Consider the following 17,350-nt stretch of genomic DNA (forward strand, 5'->3'; position numbering starts at 1 on the left):
ACCCTCTCCTCTAAAGGAGAGAGGGCGTACAGCGCCTTACCCCGCCTTCGCGCTCTTCTTCACGATCCCCGCCAGGCCCTTGGAAAGCTGGATCAATCCGTTGATCCGTGACGCAGGATCGCTCCACACGCGCTGGATCAGCAGCTTCTGGTCGGGGCGCAGCTTGGCGGTGCCCTTCAGCCGCTCGACATAGGCGAGCAGGCCGGGAACGTCGGGGAAGCTGTCGTTGTGGAAGCTGACCAACGCCCCGCGCGCACCGACATCGATCTTGGCGACGCAGGCGATGATGCAGTTGAGCTTGATCTCGATCAGCTTGATGAGGTTGCTCGTCGCATCGGGCAGCGGGCCGAACCTGTCGATCATTTCCGCTGCAAATGCCTCGATCTCGGCCCGGTTGGTAAGGTCGTTCATCCGGCGATAGAGCGCCATGCGTACCGCCAGATCGGGCACATAATCCTCTGGGATGAGGATCGGCGCATCGACGGTGATCTGCGGCGAGAATTTCTGGCGCGGCAGGTCGAGCGACAGGCCGCCTGCCTTGGCCTCCATAATCGCTTCCTCGAGCATCGACTGGTACAGCTCGAACCCGACCTCGCGGATATGGCCCGACTGTTCGTCGCCGACGAGATTGCCCGCGCCGCGAATGTCGAGATCGTGGCTGGCAAGCTGGAAGCCCGCACCAAGCGTATCGAGATCGCCCAGCACCTTGAGCCGCTTGTCCGCCGTCTCGGTCAGCACGCGGTTTTCGGGTGTGGTGAGATAGGCATAGGCGCGGGTCTTGGACCTGCCGACGCGCCCGCGCAGCTGGTAGAGCTGGGCAAGGCCGAACGTGTCGGCGCGGTGGATGATCAGCGTGTTGGCGCTGGGGATGTCGATGCCCGATTCGACGATGGTCGTGGAAAGCAGCACGTCGTACTTTCGGTCATAGAACGCGCTCATCCGCTCCTCGACATCGGAAGGAGCCATCTGGCCATGCGCCATGATGTGGCGGATCTCGGGCACCTCGTCGCGGATGAATTCGCTGAGCTTGTCGAGGTCCGCGATGCGCGGCGCGACGAAATAGGACTGGCCGCCGCGATAATGTTCGCGCAGCAGCGCCTCGCGCAGCACCACCGGGTCCCAGGGCATCACATAGGTGCGTACCGCGAGCCGGTCGACCGGCGGCGTCTGGATCACTGAAAGTTCGCGCAGGCCGCTCATCGCCATTTGCAGCGTGCGTGGGATCGGCGTCGCGGTCAGCGTGAGCACATGGACATCGGCCTTGAGCGCCTTCAGCCGCTCCTTGTGGACCACGCCGAAGCGCTGTTCTTCGTCGATGATGACGAGGCCGAGCCGCTTGAACTCGACCGATTTGGCGAGCAGCGCGTGCGTGCCGATGACGATATCGGTCGTGCCATTGGCCAGGCCCTCGCGCGTCGCCTTGGCCTCGCTCGCGGTGACGAGGCGCGACAGGCGGCCGATATTGAGCGGGAAGCCCTGAAAGCGCTCTACGAAATTGGTGTAGTGCTGGCGCGCGAGCAGCGTGGTCGGCGCGACGATCGCGACTTGCATGCCCGACATTGCGGCGACGAACGCGGCGCGCATCGCCACCTCGGTCTTGCCGAAGCCGACATCGCCGCAGACCAGCCGGTCCATCGGCTTGCCCGACGCGAGGTCTTCCAGCACCTCGGCGATCACGCGTTCCTGATCCTCGGTTTCCTCGTACGGGAAGCGGTCGATAAAGCTCGCATAGACGCCGGGTTCGACCTCGGCGACATCGGCGGTGCGCAGCGCGCGCTCCGCCGCGGTCTTCATCAGCTCACCGGCAATCGCCTGAATGCGTTCCTTCAGCTTGGCGCGCCGCCGCTGCCAGGCCTCGCCGCCCAACTTGTCGAGCGCCACGCCCTCGCTCTCGGAGCCATAGCGCGTGAGGACATCGATATTCTCGACTGGAACATAGAGCTTGTCGCCGCCCGCATAGGTCAGCCAGACGCAATCGTGCGGGCTCTTGCCGACCGGGATCGAGACCAGCCCCTCATAGCGGCCGATGCCGTGATCGATATGCACGACCAGATCGCCCTGCGAGAGCGATTGCAGTTCGGCGAGAAAGGCATCGGCGGACTTGCGCTTCTTGCGTCGCCGCACCAGCCGGTCGCCCAGCAGATCCTGTTCGGACAGGATTTCATAGCGGTCGGTGGCAAATCCGTGATCCTGTGGCAGCACGACCATCGAGGCCATGCCGGTCGCGGCTTGACCGAGGGCTTCCTGCCAGCTGTCCGCCAGCGCCATGCGCGCCAGGCCATGGTCCTTGAGCAGGCCGAGCAACCGGCTGCGCGAGCCTTCCGAATAGCTCGCGATGATCGCGCCCTTGTCGGCCTTGCGAAGCGTATCGATATGCGCGGCGGCGGCGGCATAGACATTGTCGCCGCGCGCGCGCTCGGCGCCGAAATCGCGTGCGGTGCGATAGCCCAGGCCGAGCACGCGGCTCGATTCGGGCTCGTCATGGCCGCTGACGAGGTGGATCGGGGTTTCATCCGCCGCCGCACGCCATTCCTTGGGCACCAGATAGAGCGCCGAGGGCTTGAGCGGGCGATAGCTGCCGGCCTTGTCCTCGTTTCCGCGCTGGCGATTGGCGTGATAATCGGTGATGCTTTCGAAACGCTGGTCGGCGGCGGCATCCGCGCCCGCATCACGCAGCACGATGTCGGCATCGTCGAGATGCTCGAACAGCGGCACCAGCCGCTCCTCGATCATCGGCAGCCAGTGTTCCATGCCCGCGAGCCTGCGCCCGTCGCTGATCGCCTGATAGAGCGGATCGGTGGTGGCATTGGCGCCGAATGCCTCGCGATAGGCGCCGCGGAAGCGCTTGATACTGTCAGCATCGAGCAGCACTTCGGATGCGGGCAGCAAGATGTGCCGCTCGACCCGCTCGGTCGATCGCTGCGTGCCCGGATCGAAGGCGCGCATCGTGTCGAGCTCGTCGCCAAAAAAATCGAGCCGAAGCCCTGAGTCCATGCCCGCGGGAAAGATGTCGATCAGGTTGCCGCGCACCGCAAATTCGCCCGAATCGGCGACGGTATCGGTGCGGGCATAGCCCTGGCGCACCAGCTTCTCGATCAGCGCCTCGCGCGCGATCGTCATGCCGGGTTTCAGCTCCGCGCCGACCTGGCGGATGCGGAACGGGGTCAGCGTGCGCTGGGTGACGGCATTGGCCGTGGTGACCAGCAGCTGCGGGCCGCCGGCAGGCTGCTGCAGCGTCCACAATGCCTTGAGCCGCCGCGCAGTGATGCCAAGCGAGGGCGAGGCGCGGTCATAGGGCAGGCAATCCCAGGCGGGGAACTCGATCGCCTCAAGGTCGGGCGCATAGAAGGGCGCGGTCTCGGCCACCGCGTGCATCAGCGCATCGTCGGGCGCGATGAAGACCACGCGCCCGCCCTGCTTGCGCGCCGCTGCCGCGCGGGCAAGGTCGGCCAGTAGCAAGGGTAGCGCTCCGGGCGCGACGCTGGCGAGCGTCAGCGGCGCTGTCGCTTGAAGGATGCGGCTGATGCTGTCCACGGGGTCTAGCCTTGTGCGCCGGTGCAATCAGCGCGGAATGTTGATGAAGTCGAGCTTCTGGAAGGCCTGCATCTGCGGCCCTTCGAATTGCTCCGGCACCGGCTGCTTGCCGATGGCCCAGGCCATGATGTCGACGTCCTGCTCCTCGATCAGCGTCTCGAACCAGTCGAGCTCTTCGTCCGACCAGGTCTTGCCATAGCGGTCGAAAAAGCCGCCGATCATGTAATCCGCCTCGCGCGTGCCCCGGTGCCAGGCGCGGAAGGCCAGGCGGCGCAATCGGGTTTCGCGGTCCATGCCAGAAGTTCCTTTGCTTGCGGGGTGGGCCGGGCCTGCCTAAGACGGGGGACAGAAACCTGACCAGCAGAGCATTCAACTGCCTGCGCTTTTTGCGATAGCCATGCGCCCCGATATACTCAACCCCGCATTCGCCGAGATCGAGAGCCTGAAGGGCGTCGGCGTCAGCTTGCAAAAGCCGTTCGCACGGCTGGGCATCGCTCGGGTCAAGGACATGGCCTATCACTTGCCCACCGGGTTCATCCGCAGACGTCATGTGGACAATGCCGATCAGGCCGGCACGGGCGAACAGATCATCATCGCGCTCACCGCCACCGGCTATCGCTCCAGCCCTGGACGCGGGCCGACCCGGGTGATCGCCGAGGATTCGATCGGCAATCACATCGCACTCGTCTATTTCGGCGGCAATCCGGGCTGGGCGAAGAAGCTCTGGCCGCTGGGCGAGACCAGGCTTGCGGCGGGCAAGCTGGAAATCTGGGGTGAAGCCTGGCAGATTGTCCATCCTGACCATGTCGTCGCTCCGCAGGACGCCGGGCAGATCGGCGAAGCGGAGCCGGTCTATCCGCTCGCCGAGGGGCTCGGGCAGAAGCGCGTCGCGTCATTGGCGGCCCAGGCGCTGGCGCAACTGCCGCCGCTGCCCGAATGGATCGAGCCGACGCTGAAGGCGCGCGAGGGCTGGCCCGACTGGCACGAGGCGCTCGCCGCAGCGCATCAGGGCATGGACGAAAAACCGCGCGAGCGGCTGGCCTATGACGAGATTTTCGCCAACCAGCTCGCCTTCGCGCTGATCCGCCAGTCGAACCGCAAACGCAAGGGCGTTGCGCTGCAAGGCGACGGGCATCTGCGCGACAAGCTCAAGCTGCCCTTCGCAATGACCGGGGCGCAGCAGCGGACGATCGCGGAGATCAACGGCGACATGGCGCAGCCGGTACCGATGCTGCGGCTTCTTCAAGGGGATGTCGGGGCAGGGAAAACGCTGGTCGCCGTTATGGCGATGCTGAACGCAGTGGAATGCGGCGGGCAGGCGGCGCTGCTCGCACCCACCGAAATCCTGGCGCGCCAGCATTTCGACACGATCTCGCGCATGCTTTCGGGGCTTCCCGTCAGCATCGCGGTGCTCACCGGGCGCGACAAGGGCCGCGCGCGCGAGGCGACGCTGATGGGGCTGGCCGACGGATCGATCGAGATCGCCATCGGCACGCACGCGCTTTTCCAGGACGCCGTGCGCTACCGCAATCTCGCGCTTGCCGTGATCGACGAGCAGCACAAGTTCGGCGTGTCGCAGCGGCTGATGCTGCAGGAAAAGGGCAGGGCGACGCCGCATCTGCTGGCTATGACGGCAACGCCCATCCCGCGCACGCTGACGCTCAGCCATTATGGCGAGATGGACGTGTCGCGGCTCGACGAGCTGCCGCCGGGGCGTCAGCCCATCGAGACGCGGGTGATCGCCGATGACCGTCTGCATGAGATTGTCGATGGCCTCGCCCGGCATATCGAGCGCGGTGGCCAGGCCTATTGGGTATGCCCGCTGGTGATGGACAGCGAGACCAGCGATCTTGCGGCGGCGGAAACCCGTGCAGCGCAGCTTTCCGAGCGCTTTCCGGGGAAGGTCTCTCTTGTCCACGGCCAGATGCCGGTCGAGCGCAAGGACGCGATGATGGCCGATTTCGCCAGCGGCAAGACCGCTTTGCTCGTCGCGACCACGGTGATCGAGGTCGGAGTTGACGTCCCCAATGCGACACTGATGATCATCGAGGCGGCCGAGCGTTTCGGCCTGGCGCAATTGCACCAGCTGCGCGGGCGCGTGGGGCGGGGCGACCAGAAATCGGTCTGCGTGCTGCTGCGCGGAAGCGCGCTCAGCGAGACGGCGCGCGCGCGGCTTGCCCTGATGCGGTCAAGCCAGGACGGCTTTCATATCGCGGAAGAGGATCTGCGGTTGCGCGGTGGCGGTGAACTGCTCGGCACAAGGCAGTCGGGCGAGAGCGCCTTTCGCATCGCGACGCCCGAACAGGTGCAACGCCTTATTGCCACTGCTACGGACGATGCCCGTCTGCTGATGGACCGCGACGGGGGGCTGGAAAGCGAACGCGGGCAGGCGGCGCGCACCGCCCTCTATCTGCTCGAGCGCGACTACGGCGCGAAGCTTCTCAGGGGTGGCTGAGGCTTCAGCGCCGACCGAACGGCGGCGGAGAGCCCCCGAGCTGCTCGACCATCTGGTTAAATTCGTTCAGACGAATGACCCGCTCAAGCTGGAATCCTGCGCGTCCTCCCAGCGACCAGATCAGATGCGCCTCGATCCGGCCGATCACCGGCAATCGCACGGTGATGCGCTCGCCCTTTGCGAGCGGCATGTCGCCTTCGGTCATGAAGCCATTGGCCGAGATATTGACGATATGGGTCTTGATATCCCCCAGGTGCCTGTGCTCGGCGATCGTCGGATGACTGACGACATGACGTGCTGCCTGACGTTTTTCCACCACCGCTAGTTTGGCACCTCTGGACATTTTCACCACCCGTTGAAGCATGTTTGCTGAAGTTCACCTTCGGGCAAATTTACCAACAAAGTGTAAATAGTCGAGCGGGATTACTTGTCAGTCGCTATGTCAATCCTCTGCCAGGACGAGGCCGTGCTTCTTCTGGCCAAGGCTCAGCTTGTCGCCGGGTTTAACCATGAAATCAAAGGATTGTACCTTCTCGCCGTTAACCTTGACGGCACCTTCCTCGATCTTGCGCTTCGCTTCCTTGTTGGATGCGGTGAAGCCGAGCGCGGTGTTCGCCTGAACGATCGACATGCCTTGAGGAGGTACGCGGATGCTGGGCAGATCACCGCCGGCCTGGCCCTGTTCGAATGTGGCGCGCGCGGTTTCTGCCGCAGCCTGTGCGGCCTCGGCGCCACGGCACATGGCGGTGGCAGCATCAGCCAGCAACTTCTTGGCCTCGTTGATTTCCGAGCCTTCAAGCGCTTCCAGCCGAGCGATCTCTTCGAGCGGAAGGTCGGTGAACAGGCGCAGGAACTTGCCGACATCGGCATCCTGCGTGTTCCGCCAGAACTGCCAGTAATCATAAGCCGGAAGCGCGTCCTCGTTGAGCCACACCGCGCCCTTCTCGGTCTTGCCCATCTTGCCGCCGTCCGCGAGCGTGATCAGCGGGGTGGTCACGCCATAGACCTCGGTGCCGTCGACGCGGCGCGCGAGCTCGATGCCGTTAACGATATTTCCCCATTGATCCGAGCCGCCCATCTGCAGGCGACAGCCGACGCGGCGAGACAATTCCAGGAAATCATAGGCCTGGAGGATCATGTAGTTGAATTCGAGAAAGCTGAGCGACTGCTCGCGATCGAGCCGCAACTTGACCGAATCGAAGCTGAGCATCCGGTTGATCGAGAAATGCTGGCCGATATCGCGCAGGAAGGGGATATACTCGAGCTTGTCGAGCCAGTCCGAGTTGTCGACCATGATCGCATCGGTCGGACCATCGCCAAAGGTCAGGAAGCGTTCGAACACGCGCTTGATCGACGCGACATTGGCCGCGATCGTATCGGTTGTCAGCAAGCGGCGGGCTTCATCCTTAAAACTGGGGTCGCCGATCTTGCCGGTGCCGCCGCCCATGACGACGATCGGCTTGTGCCCGGTCTGCTGCAGGCGGCGCAGAAGCATGATCTGCACCAGCGATCCGACATGAAGCGAAGGCGCAGTCGGATCGAAGCCGATATATCCCGGCACGACCTGCTTGGCGGCAAGCGCATCGAGCGCGGCTGCATCGGTCAGCTGGTGGATATAGCCGCGTGCATCGAGCAGGCGGAGCAGATCGGAAGAATATTGGTTCATGATGGCGGCGCGCTTAGCATCGATGGGCGTGGTCGAAAAGCCGGTCTGTCACGCCTGTCCGGGTGAACATCGGCGATCCTCGCACGGGATGACCTCGAACGTGCAATGCGACAGCGCCGGCAGATCGCCAAGCAGCGCGCGATAATGCGCGGGCGGGCGGGGAAAATGTGTCGCCAGCGATACGATCAGCGCAAGATGGCCGGTACCGACCTGCCAGAGATGAAGATCGACGACACGGTTATCGGCATCGCTTTCGATGCGCTGGCGAATCTGCTGCGCGACGGCAGGGTTTGCTTCCATGTCGAGCAGCACCCGCGATGACTGGCGCACGAGCCCTGCTGCCCACCAGAGAATGACGGCGGCGCCAACGATCCCCATCAGCGGGTCCAGCCATGCGAGGCCCAGCCACAAGCCGCCGCCCAGTGCCACCAGCGCCAGCACCGATGTCAAGGCATCGGTGAGCACATGCACATAGGCAGCGCGCAGATTATGGTCATGATGATGGTCGTGATGGTCGTGATCATGGTCATGTTCATGTTCATGTTCATGTTCATCGTGATGATGATGCTCGTGTCCGCCCAGCAGAAAGGCGCTTGCCACATTGACCGCGAGACCGATGACCGTGACGACGATCGCCGAGCGATAATCGATGATGACCGGATCGAGCAGCCGGTGCGCCGATTCCCAGACCATGAGCAGCGCGACCATGCCAAGCAGTAGCGCGCTGGTGAATCCGGTCAGCGATCCGACCTTGCCGGTGCCCATCGAAAAACGTCGGTCTGCTGCATGGGTGCGCGCAAAATGATAGGCGAACCCCGCAAGCCCCAGCGCGGCGACATGGCTGCCCATATGCCAGCCGTCAGCAAGCAGGGCCATTGACCCGGTCCACCAACCGGCGATGATTTCGGCGATCATGGTGACGGCAGTCAGCGCGACGACATACCAGGTGCGGCGTTCGCTTTCCTCGGCCCGGTGGCCGGCAAACACGTGATCGTGGGTCAGATTTTCCAGCGCAGCATCGTGGTGCATGACGAATGTTCCGCAGATGACAGGGGAGGGGCCGGATATGCTTCCCGGCTCGCCCCCAAGTTTGTCAGCCCCGCCCCGCACATGCAAGTGCGATCCCGATCTTCGCCAGGACCTTCCTTGCGCAGTTTTGATCGATCGCAATGAATGCCGTGCGGATTTTCGCGATAGGCTATTGCGAACGGCGCGGTACCCCTGTTGGCCGCGCCCGGGTCAAGCCCCCTGCGACGGGGTGGCTGGGGGCCGTCCCTGCCTGATCGAACATTCTGCAGCGCGCGTCGCCTTGCGCATCCGCCTGCGGAAAAGCCGAAACCTGGAAGGAGAGGCCATGAAGAAGTCGAATATCATCATCGCAACAGATCTCAGCGCGCGCAGCGACCGGCATGTCGAGCGGGGATTGGCTATTGCCAAGGACCTCGATTGCCAGCCGGTCATCGCGCATGTCGCGGCGGGCGCGCTCACTGGCGACGGCCATGAAAGAGCTGATGTTGTCCGCCGATTGCGGCGGGATTTCGGTCCGCAGGTCGAAAGCTGGAAAATCATATTGGGCGAAGGCAATGTGCCCGAGAAGCTGGCCGAGGCTGCCATCGTTCAGGATGCCTGCCTGATCGTTGTTGGGATCGCGCGGTTCAACAATTTGCGCGATTTCGTGCTGGGAACGGCGGTCGATCATCTGGTGAGGCACGCCGTGGTGCCTGTCCTGGTGGTCAAACAGGGTGCGCACCGCCCCTATGCCCGCCTCGCGGTCGCTACTGACTTCTCGGACTGTTCGGCAGAAGCGCTCAAGGCAGCGCTGGCGCTGTTTCCCCATGCCAAGATCGACCTGATCAGCGTCTTTCACGTCGCCTATCCCGGATTTCTCAAGGCCGATGGCGTTGCCAAGGAGATGGCCGCCGAAGCGCGCGAGGAAATGGAGAAATTCCTGACGCGCTACGAAATCGCGGCGGACGATCGTGCGCGCATCACCAGCCATGTCATCGAGGGCAGCTTCGAAGGCGTGATGTGGGCCTGGATGGACGAGGAAAAGGCCGATCTGCTGGTGCTTGGCACGCAGGGGCGCAGCGGCCTCGCGCATGCGGCCATCGGCAGTACGGCCAGCAGGTTGCTGGAAACCGTTCCGTCCGATGTGCTGATGGTCAGAAAGCGCAAGTAACCCGAATCAGGGTCAGCGGTCTTCGGCCAATGCCTTGAGCAGCGCGCACTCGAGCGGATCGAGCGCACCATCGGCATCGACCATGGCCTGCAGCCAGCCGTCTTCTTCAGCGCTGATGCCGGTTTCGGCCAACGGGGCGGGGGCCGGGCGATCGGCCGGAGGAGGTACATTGCCGAGCGACCGGAACATGCGGCCGAAGAAGCTGCCTATTACGGCGGATGTATCGGTCATGAAGGCATGCAGCCGTGCCGCATCGGCTCGGCTGAGTGCGCGAAAGCGCTGGTCGGTCATCAGATGCAGTCGCATCGCCTGCACGAAGAGGCTTTGCCATTCGGGCGCATTGTTACCGCCCAGGGTCGCGTCCTTGATCGCGAACAGCAATTCGGCTTCCTCGCGATTGATATGCGCTGGGGCCATGCCGCCGGTGGCATAGAGCACGCGCCGCAGCAGGCGAACCTCGGTCGTGCCGATGCTTCCAGGCTGCAGACCGCCGCCGCAGCGTGTCGGGCCCTCGCCATGCAGAACGGCATTGCGGATCTGCTCAAGGGCATAGCGCTTGAGGCGATCGGGCCCGTTCTCGGCCTTTTCAATCACCTTCACCAGCAATTCGAGCTCGGCCAGGCTGTCGACCTTGCCGTCGTGGTCGATGGCCGCGATCAGCCAGTCGGCATTCTCGTCGCTGACATAGCCGCGCGGCTCGGCCTGTTCGACAATATAGGCGGCGATCGCCTCGACAAAGAAGTCGACCCATTCGGTGCTCGGTGCGCTGCTGGCGCGGTTGAGCTCGAACAGGATGGCGGCCTCGTTCGGGGTGATGCGGCCATCGGGCCAGACGACGCGGCGAAGCGCGAGTGTTTCGTCGGGTCCAAGCGCCCGGGCCTGCGCGATCATCGCGGTTACGTCGTCAAGCGGTTTGGTCATGGGTCTTGCGCTGCCTGCTGCCTCGATTGGCGACAGGATTAGCGCACAAGCCTTAAGAGCCGGTAATCATCCCCAGGCTCATTCTCCGCGCGGGGGTAGGGGGAAGAAGGATGAGGTCCGCGCAATGTAGTCGGCATATTCGGGGCGCGTCTTCCTGAGGCCGCGTTCGAGCATCGCCGCCCCGCTCCATTTCACCAGGGTGAAGTTGAGGAATACGGGTCCGATCAGGCTCGCCAGGCCGATGTCCCAGCCAGTCGAGAAGGCCACCAGCCAGATGCCCCACCAGGTGCAGGCATCGCCGAAATAATTGGGGTGCCGGGTATAGCGCCACAGCCCCGTGTTCAGCACCTTGCCCTTGTTGGCGGGATTGGCGCGGAATGTCTCGAGCTGCGCATCACCGATGGTTTCGAAGGCGATGCCGATGGCCGCTATCACTGCCCCCACCAGCGCGAGTGCGTTCAGCTCGCCGCCCCGCCAGATGCCCAGCTGCGCCGGCAGGCAGACCATGAACAGCAGCGGTCCCTGGAGCAGGAACACCTGGAGCAGCGCGGTCTTTGCAAAGCTCCAGCCCTTCTTCTGCTGCGCAGAAGCGATGATCTTGGCGTAACGCGGATCGACGCCGTTGCGCCGCCACCGCACGAACAGGTGCAGCCCCAGCCGTGTCCCCCAGATTGCGGTCAGCGCCAGCAGCAGCACGGCGCCGGGCGATGCGGCATCGCTCAGCCAGAAGGTGACCGCAGCAAGTAGTACCATGCCCATCGGCCAGACCGCATCGATGAACGATACGTCCTTGATCGCCACGGCGACGCCCCAGAGGATGATCATCACGCCGAAAATGAGCACGAGGTTGTGCAGCAACAGGGGAACGGCTTCGGTCACGGGGATCACAGGCGGCTATCCTTGATGATGTCGGTGCCCGCACGGTCGGGATGGCGCGGGGTCACGCTCTTGTAGAATTCCATGATCTTCTTCATGTCTTCGGCATAATCGCCGGTGGGCATCATCGCGGGGCCGAGCCCGCCGACCTTGCGACCATAATCCATCAGCCCGCAGACCAGGGGCACCCGAGCGGCCAGTGCAATCTGGTAAAAGCCGGTGCGCCATTGGCGGACATTGCCGCGCGTTCCTTCGGGCGCGATGGTCAGCATGAACTCGTCGCGCCGGGCGAATTCCTCGACCATCTGCTGCACCTGGCCGCGATTGTAGCTGCGCTCGACCGGTACCCCGCCCATGTCGCGCATGAACCGCCCCAGCGGCCACCGGAACAGCGAGGTCTTGGCCATGAAATGCGCCTTGATGCCAAGGTCGCCTGTGAGCCCCAGAAAATAGAGGAAATCCCAGTTGCTGGTATGCGGCGCGGCGATGATGACAAAGCGGCGCGGCTCGGGCACCTCGCCCTCCGCGCGCCATCCCTGGCTGCGATAAAGCATCAGCAGCAGGCGCCGCACGAGGCGCGAAAGCAGGGTGGGGGGACGGTCGTCGGTCCGCGGTGGCCACACGTCGTCGTGAATATCCATGATGTCCTGAATCCGCCCCCGTTCTGGTCCTTGCGCCAGATACGACAGGCAGAGTGCATAAGATGCGGCAGACTGGCAAATGTTATTGCGCCGATCTGGCGGCGATCAGGCGATGCAAGAAGCGATGAGCGCTTCGAGCCTGGCCACAAGCGCGGCTCCGTCTCCCTCGATCCGGAACTGTTTGGCACGGCCGGTCGCGCCCGATTTCAACGAAACGTCGCGTTTGCGAACTTGCAAAGCCGTGCTGAGCAGATTGATGAGTGCCGCATTGGCGGCACCTTCGGCGGGAGGCGCGGCAATGCGAAGCTGCAAAACAGCTCGCCCGTCGGCATCGTGGCCAATCCCGCCGATCGCGTTTCCTCTGGCGCGCGGTCTCGCGCGAACGAACAGCAAGACCCCGCCCGGCACGATGCGCCAGGGCGGGGTCTCTTCGGATGACATTGCGTTGCGGCCGATCAGCCCTTGGTCGCGGCGATCCAGCGGTTGATCTTCTCTTCCAGCACGCTCATCGGCAGCGCCCCGGTGTTGAGCACCTGATCGTGGAATTCGCGCGGATCGAACTTCGAACCCAGTTCCTTTTCAGCCTTCGCCTTCAGCCGCTGGATGGTCAGCGCGCCGATCTTGTAGGCGAGCGCCTGGCTGGGAATGGCAATATAGCGCTCGACCTCTGCAGTGGCATCGGTTTCGCCCATCGACGAGTTTTCGAGCATGTACTTGATTGCCTGTTCGCGCGTCCAGCCCTTGGAATGGATGCCGCTGTCGACGACCAGTCGCATCGCACGCAGCATCTCGTCGTCGAGATGGCCGAAGCGCTGGTACGGATCTGTGAACAGGCCCATCGGATATCCCAGCTTCTCGGAATAGAGCGCCCAGCCCTCGACATAGGCGGTGTTGCCACCAAAGCGCATGAAGGCCGGAAGATCCTGGTTTTCCTGCGCCAGACTGATCTGGAAATGATGCCCCGGAGCGCCTTCGTGCAGATACAGCGTGGTCATGCCCGGCGTGGTCCGGCTGGGCAGGTCATAGGCGTTGAAATAGAAGATGCCGGGGCGCGATCCGTCGGGATTGCCCGACTGATAGCTGCCGCCAGCCTCGAACTTCTCGCGGAATTCCTCATAGGGGCGGATTTCCAGCGGGGTCTTGGGCAGCACCTTGAACTGGGTCGAGATGACCGCATCGACCTTCTTGCCGATATCGTAATAGCCCTGGGTCAAGGCCTCGCGGGTCGGCATCTTGAACTTGGGGTCGGTGCGCAGATAGTTGAAGAACTCGGTCAACGTGCCCTTGAAGCCGACTTCGGTCTTGATCGCTTCCATCTCGGTGAGGATACGCTTGACCTCGCTCAACCCCAGATTGTGAACCTCGTCGGCCGTCAGCGGCAGCGTCGTGGTCTGCTCGATCAGATAGCCGTAAAGCTTGTCACCGCCCTTCATGTACTTGAGGCCGACGCCCTCGCGCGCATCCTTCAAATAGTCATTGGCAAGATAGTCGCGCAGCCGCTTGTAGGCCGGATAGATGTCGTCGGTGATGGCCTTGCGATAGGCTTCGGTAAAGCGCGCCTTGTCAGCCTCGCTGAAATCGGCGGGAAACTGCTTGGTCGGCCCGAAATATGGCGATTCCTCAGGCTTCTGCGCCAGCTGGGTGTCAAGCTGTTCGATCACGTTGCGGATGGTCAGCTTGGTCTCGACCACACCGGAGGCCTGTCCCTGCTTGAACCGCTCGATCGAGCGATCGATCAGCGTCACGAATTCCTTGTGACGCTTGAGGTTGTTCTCATAGTCGGTGACCGTCTTGAACGGAGCCGTGCCGGTGCCCGACGCGAAATTGGGGTAGAAGGTGTGGAAGCCGAAAAAGTGGTTGATCGGCCGCACAGCGGTCAACGGCAGAAACTCGGCCGACAAGCCCTTGAGCGTATCCTTCTGGTTCCGCTGGAAAATGTCATAGGCAATCTGGTTGGTCGGGGTCAGCTTCGACCGGTCAATTTTCGCCAGTTCGGCCAGATTGGCCTCGGCAGCCTTGCGTTCGCCATCGAAATAGGCGTCGGTCACATAATCGCCAAGGCGGTCGGCATAGCGTGTGTCGCCGCGAAACAGGCCATTGATCGGGTTGCGTTTCAGGCTGGCCTCGTCATCAGCGGCGAACAGCGCGGTCAGGCGGGCATCTTCTGACTGGGGCGCAGCCTGTGTCGCCGACTGGGCGAGGGCCGGTGCAGTGGCAATCGGTGCGGCAAGCGCGGCGCTGGCGAGCAGCAGCATGGTCTGACGGAACAAAGGCATGTGTTGATAATCCCTGTTTTGATGCGCTCCACACATGGTCGCTGGACAGCGGAGAGCATATACGATGCCGCTAACATGGCATTAACCGCACGGCAATCATGCCGTTATGCACTCGTCGAACCGGGATTGGCGTTTGTGGAAAGCCGGCTCAAAAAGCGGGTCGAATTGATTGCGTCGATTAACATGGATCAACTTATCGATGAAACTTTATGCCCGGCCAATGGTTTGACATTTTAGAAGCCGCTCATAATGGGTTGGCCTGTTGGAAACTTACACCGTTATCGCCATGACCGCCCGTATCCTCATCATTGAAGACGAGTTTCTCGTCGCACTCGACATGCAGGTCGGGCTTGAAGATGCCGGCTATGAAGTCGTGGGCGTCGGAGATGACTGGAAATCGGCGATGCGCCTGGCCGAATTGTCGCCCACGGTTGCTCTGGTCGATATCAACCTGTGCGACGGAGCCACCGGGCCTTCGATTGGCGCGTGGCTCGGCCAGGAAATCGGATGCACCGTGATTTTCGTGACGGCCAACCCTCGCCAGATCGACATACCCATCCCAGGAGCGCTGGGAGTGATGATCAAGCCGGCAGACAGCCGTCAGGTTGTCGAGGCGGTCGATTTCGCTCTTGCCGCGCGCGAGGGCTCGGCGACGCCCGCTCCTCCGCCAGGGCTGACGCTGCTGTCTCACTGAACGGATCAGCTTCACCAGCGCCGTCGGCGCCGCTCAGACCGGAGCGCCGTCGGCCCTTTTCAATCGATCAGCGGAAAGTCGCATCTCCACTCGCAGTCCCTGTCGATCCCAAAGCCGGGTGATTGACCCTGCAAGCTGTTGCGTGACCGCCAGTTGTACCAGCTTGGTGCCAAACCCGGTCGATGCCGGTTCGCCCAGGATCTCAGGACCCCTTGCCTCGATCCAGTGCAAGGCGATCTCGTCGTTCCGAGAGGCGATCGTGATATCGACCGTTCCCCGCTCAGAAGACAGCGCGCCATATTTCGCCGAATTCGTGGCGAGTTCGTGAAACACCAGCGCAATCGGCGTGGCGCTGCGGTCGTCGATTTCCGGGTCATCGCCGTCGATCGTCAGCCGCCCCTCGCCCTGCGCGGGATAGGCTTTCAGGATTTCGGTCAAGAGACCCTGCAGGGTGGATGCGATTGTTACCGGCCGAGATTGCTCGCTATGCGGGCGAGCAAATTCGTGCGCCCGGCCAAGAGCGGCGATGCGATCCTGCAGCTCTGCTGCCAGCGGGCGCAGCTCGGCGTTCTGGCGCGCAGACATGCCGATCAGCCCGTTGATCACCGCAAAAATATTCTTGATCCGGTGACTGAGTTCACGGCTCAGGACCTCGTTCTCCTCCGCCATCATCTTGGATGCATGAATGTCGGTGCAGGTGCCAATCCAGCGGACTATTTCCCCCTGTTCGTTGCGCAGTGGCAATGCCCGCCCCAAGGTCCAGCGATAGTCCCCGCTGTGATGACGCAGGCGATAGGTAATCTCGTAGGGCTCGCCGGTCTCGAGCGACCGTCGCCACACATTCCAGGCCTGTTCCTGATCATCGGGATGGAACATGCCGTTCCAGCCTTCGCCATCGGTAGACCCGGCGGGCATGCCGGTGAATTCATACCAGCGCGCGTTGTAATAGTCGTGAAAGCCGTCGGGCAGGGTGGACCAGACCATCTGCGGCATCGCGTCGGTCAGGATCCGGAAGGCCGAGTTCATCCGCCGCAGCGTGTCGCGTGCAGACAGCGACCTGTCCTCGGCTGGGCCGCGAGTGACGCCGAAAGCTTGGGCAAGGAAATCGAGCTCGGACATGGGTCAGCTTTCTAGCGGACCTGTCCGCCGACAGTGTTGAGAAGCAAGGGTCATCCGCGCGGAGATGGAAACCAGCTCGAATCAAGCGAGCTGAACCGGTCGATAAACCGCGAAATCTCTATCAGCCGAGGCTCGTCGAGCAGCGTTACGGTGCTGCGGTTCCGGGTGATCAGCTTCTCTTCGGTCATCTGGCGGATCAGGCGGTTGACGTGAACCTGTGTCAGGCCGACCGCATCGCCAAGATCGCTCTGGGTGAGGGGAATGCGGACCACGGGATTGTGCTGCCCGCTCACCGCCCGCATGCGCGCTGCGATCGAGAGAAACAGGTTTGCCAGCCTGGCCTTACCCTCACTGCGGCCCAGCGCACGCAGCCGGTCATAAAGGTCGATGCTTTCCATCTGGCTGATCGAAAAGAAGAGCGCCGCCAGCCGCGGATGCTGGATGAAGGTTTCGCCCAGCGCGCGCCGGGGAAAGCGGCAGACCACCATGTCCGTGGCCGCAACGATGCTTGACGGTGCATCGCGAAATGCAATGCCCGAGGCGCCGATCAGATCGCCGGAGAAGTGAAAGCGAAGGATTTGCCGCTTGCCCGTGGAAAGTCGGCTTTCGGACAAAGCCCAGCCCTGATGCACGATCAGCAGTTCGGACAGATCATCGCCTTCCTGCCACAGGGTGTTCCCCGACGCATATTCGCGCGGTTCTCGTTCCAGGCTCGCGATGGCCGTTTTTTCGGTAGGAGTAAGATCGAGATATCGGTTCAGTCGGACAACGAAACAACTGTCTGACATGGTCGGGCTCCTGCAAGAAGGGCGTCCAGCCGACCTGCCGAACCGCCCCGTCAATCGAACTTGGTTTGCTGCTCGGCGGCCTAGCCTTTAGGTGGGTCAGCTTAAATATCCAGCAAAATCAGAATATTAACATATGTTATAAATCCGAACACGCTTCTAAAGCGGGTTTACGCACGGCAGCCGAAACCGATCCTTCAAATC

Annotated in this window: 15 protein-coding genes; 3 read left to right on the forward strand and 12 right to left on the reverse strand. The window is 62.8% G+C overall.

Features of this window, described 5'->3' with window-relative positions; genetic code table 11:
- Positions 1-36: 36 nt before the first annotated feature.
- Positions 37-3,534: a transcription-repair coupling factor gene (mfd, locus tag C7451_RS10045; RefSeq protein WP_110298835.1), complete on the reverse strand. Its 3,498-nt coding sequence runs from the start codon at positions 3,532-3,534 to the stop codon at positions 37-39.
- A gap of 27 nt (positions 3,535-3,561) precedes the next feature.
- The gene (locus tag C7451_RS10050) at positions 3,562-3,828 is read right to left on the reverse strand and encodes an FAD assembly factor SdhE (RefSeq protein WP_060979196.1); all 267 of its coding nucleotides are present in this window, start codon (positions 3,826-3,828) and stop codon (positions 3,562-3,564) included.
- Positions 3,829-3,931: 103 nt separating this feature from the next.
- On the opposite strand from C7451_RS10050, the gene recG reads away from it, so the two are divergent.
- Entirely contained in the window at positions 3,932-5,989 is a 2,058-nt protein-coding gene (gene recG / locus C7451_RS10055; RefSeq protein WP_110298836.1) for an ATP-dependent DNA helicase RecG, read from the forward strand.
- A 4-nt stretch (positions 5,990-5,993) separates the two neighbouring features.
- Here recG and C7451_RS10060 read toward each other — a convergent pair whose 3' ends face one another.
- From C7451_RS10060 to dmeF, 3 genes are all read right to left on the reverse strand, one after another.
- Positions 5,994-6,332, reverse strand: a complete 339-nt coding sequence (locus C7451_RS10060; RefSeq protein ID WP_023837442.1) for a PilZ domain-containing protein — start codon at positions 6,330-6,332, stop codon at positions 5,994-5,996.
- Positions 6,333-6,431: 99 nt separating this feature from the next.
- Positions 6,432-7,655: a tyrosine--tRNA ligase gene (tyrS, locus tag C7451_RS10065; protein ID WP_110298837.1), complete on the reverse strand. Its 1,224-nt coding sequence runs from the start codon at positions 7,653-7,655 to the stop codon at positions 6,432-6,434.
- A gap of 48 nt (positions 7,656-7,703) precedes the next feature.
- Entirely contained in the window at positions 7,704-8,684 is a 981-nt protein-coding gene (dmeF, locus tag C7451_RS10070; protein WP_110298838.1) for a CDF family Co(II)/Ni(II) efflux transporter DmeF, read from the reverse strand.
- A 325-nt stretch (positions 8,685-9,009) separates the two neighbouring features.
- On the opposite strand from dmeF, the gene C7451_RS10075 reads away from it, so the two are divergent.
- Positions 9,010-9,834, forward strand: coding sequence for a universal stress protein (locus C7451_RS10075; RefSeq protein ID WP_167398504.1), 825 nt, complete (start codon positions 9,010-9,012; stop codon positions 9,832-9,834).
- 12 nt (positions 9,835-9,846) lie between these two features.
- Here the strand turns inward: C7451_RS10075 and C7451_RS10080 are convergent, their stop codons facing one another.
- The 5 genes from C7451_RS10080 to C7451_RS10100 form a co-directional block, all read right to left on the reverse strand.
- A complete protein-coding gene (locus C7451_RS10080) occupies positions 9,847-10,755 on the reverse strand; it encodes a hypothetical protein (protein WP_110298840.1) in 909 nt (302 codons plus the stop codon).
- A gap of 78 nt (positions 10,756-10,833) precedes the next feature.
- A complete protein-coding gene (locus C7451_RS10085) occupies positions 10,834-11,643 on the reverse strand; it encodes a DUF1295 domain-containing protein (RefSeq protein ID WP_341866622.1) in 810 nt (269 codons plus the stop codon).
- Positions 11,640-12,272: a lysophospholipid acyltransferase family protein gene (locus C7451_RS10090; RefSeq protein WP_244181794.1), complete on the reverse strand. Its 633-nt coding sequence runs from the start codon at positions 12,270-12,272 to the stop codon at positions 11,640-11,642. The genes C7451_RS10085 and C7451_RS10090 overlap by 4 nt, the downstream gene beginning before the upstream one ends.
- Positions 12,273-12,377: 105 nt before the next feature.
- Entirely contained in the window at positions 12,378-12,665 is a 288-nt protein-coding gene (locus C7451_RS10095; RefSeq protein WP_244181796.1) for a DUF167 family protein, read from the reverse strand.
- Between the two features lie 62 nt (positions 12,666-12,727).
- Complete coding sequence (locus tag C7451_RS10100) at positions 12,728-14,548, reverse strand: DUF885 domain-containing protein (protein ID WP_110298842.1); 1,821 nt, start codon at positions 14,546-14,548, stop codon at positions 12,728-12,730.
- Between the two features lie 262 nt (positions 14,549-14,810).
- Here C7451_RS10100 and C7451_RS10105 point away from each other — a divergent pair, with 262 nt between their 5' ends.
- Positions 14,811-15,242: a response regulator gene (locus tag C7451_RS10105; protein WP_208625189.1), complete on the forward strand. Its 432-nt coding sequence runs from the start codon at positions 14,811-14,813 to the stop codon at positions 15,240-15,242.
- 33 nt (positions 15,243-15,275) lie between these two features.
- Here C7451_RS10105 and C7451_RS10110 read toward each other — a convergent pair whose 3' ends face one another.
- Both C7451_RS10110 and C7451_RS10115 read right to left on the reverse strand, forming a co-directional pair.
- Complete coding sequence (locus C7451_RS10110; protein WP_110298844.1) at positions 15,276-16,361, reverse strand: sensor histidine kinase; 1,086 nt, start codon at positions 16,359-16,361, stop codon at positions 15,276-15,278.
- Between the two features lie 50 nt (positions 16,362-16,411).
- Positions 16,412-17,149 carry a Crp/Fnr family transcriptional regulator gene (locus C7451_RS10115; protein WP_110298845.1) on the reverse strand — a complete coding sequence of 246 codons (738 nt, stop codon included), beginning with the start codon at positions 17,147-17,149 and terminating at the stop codon, positions 16,412-16,414.
- Positions 17,150-17,350: the final 201 nt, after the last annotated feature.

Source organism: Blastomonas natatoria (genome assembly GCF_003201955.1).
Lineage (GTDB): Bacteria > Pseudomonadota > Alphaproteobacteria > Sphingomonadales > Sphingomonadaceae > Blastomonas > Blastomonas natatoria.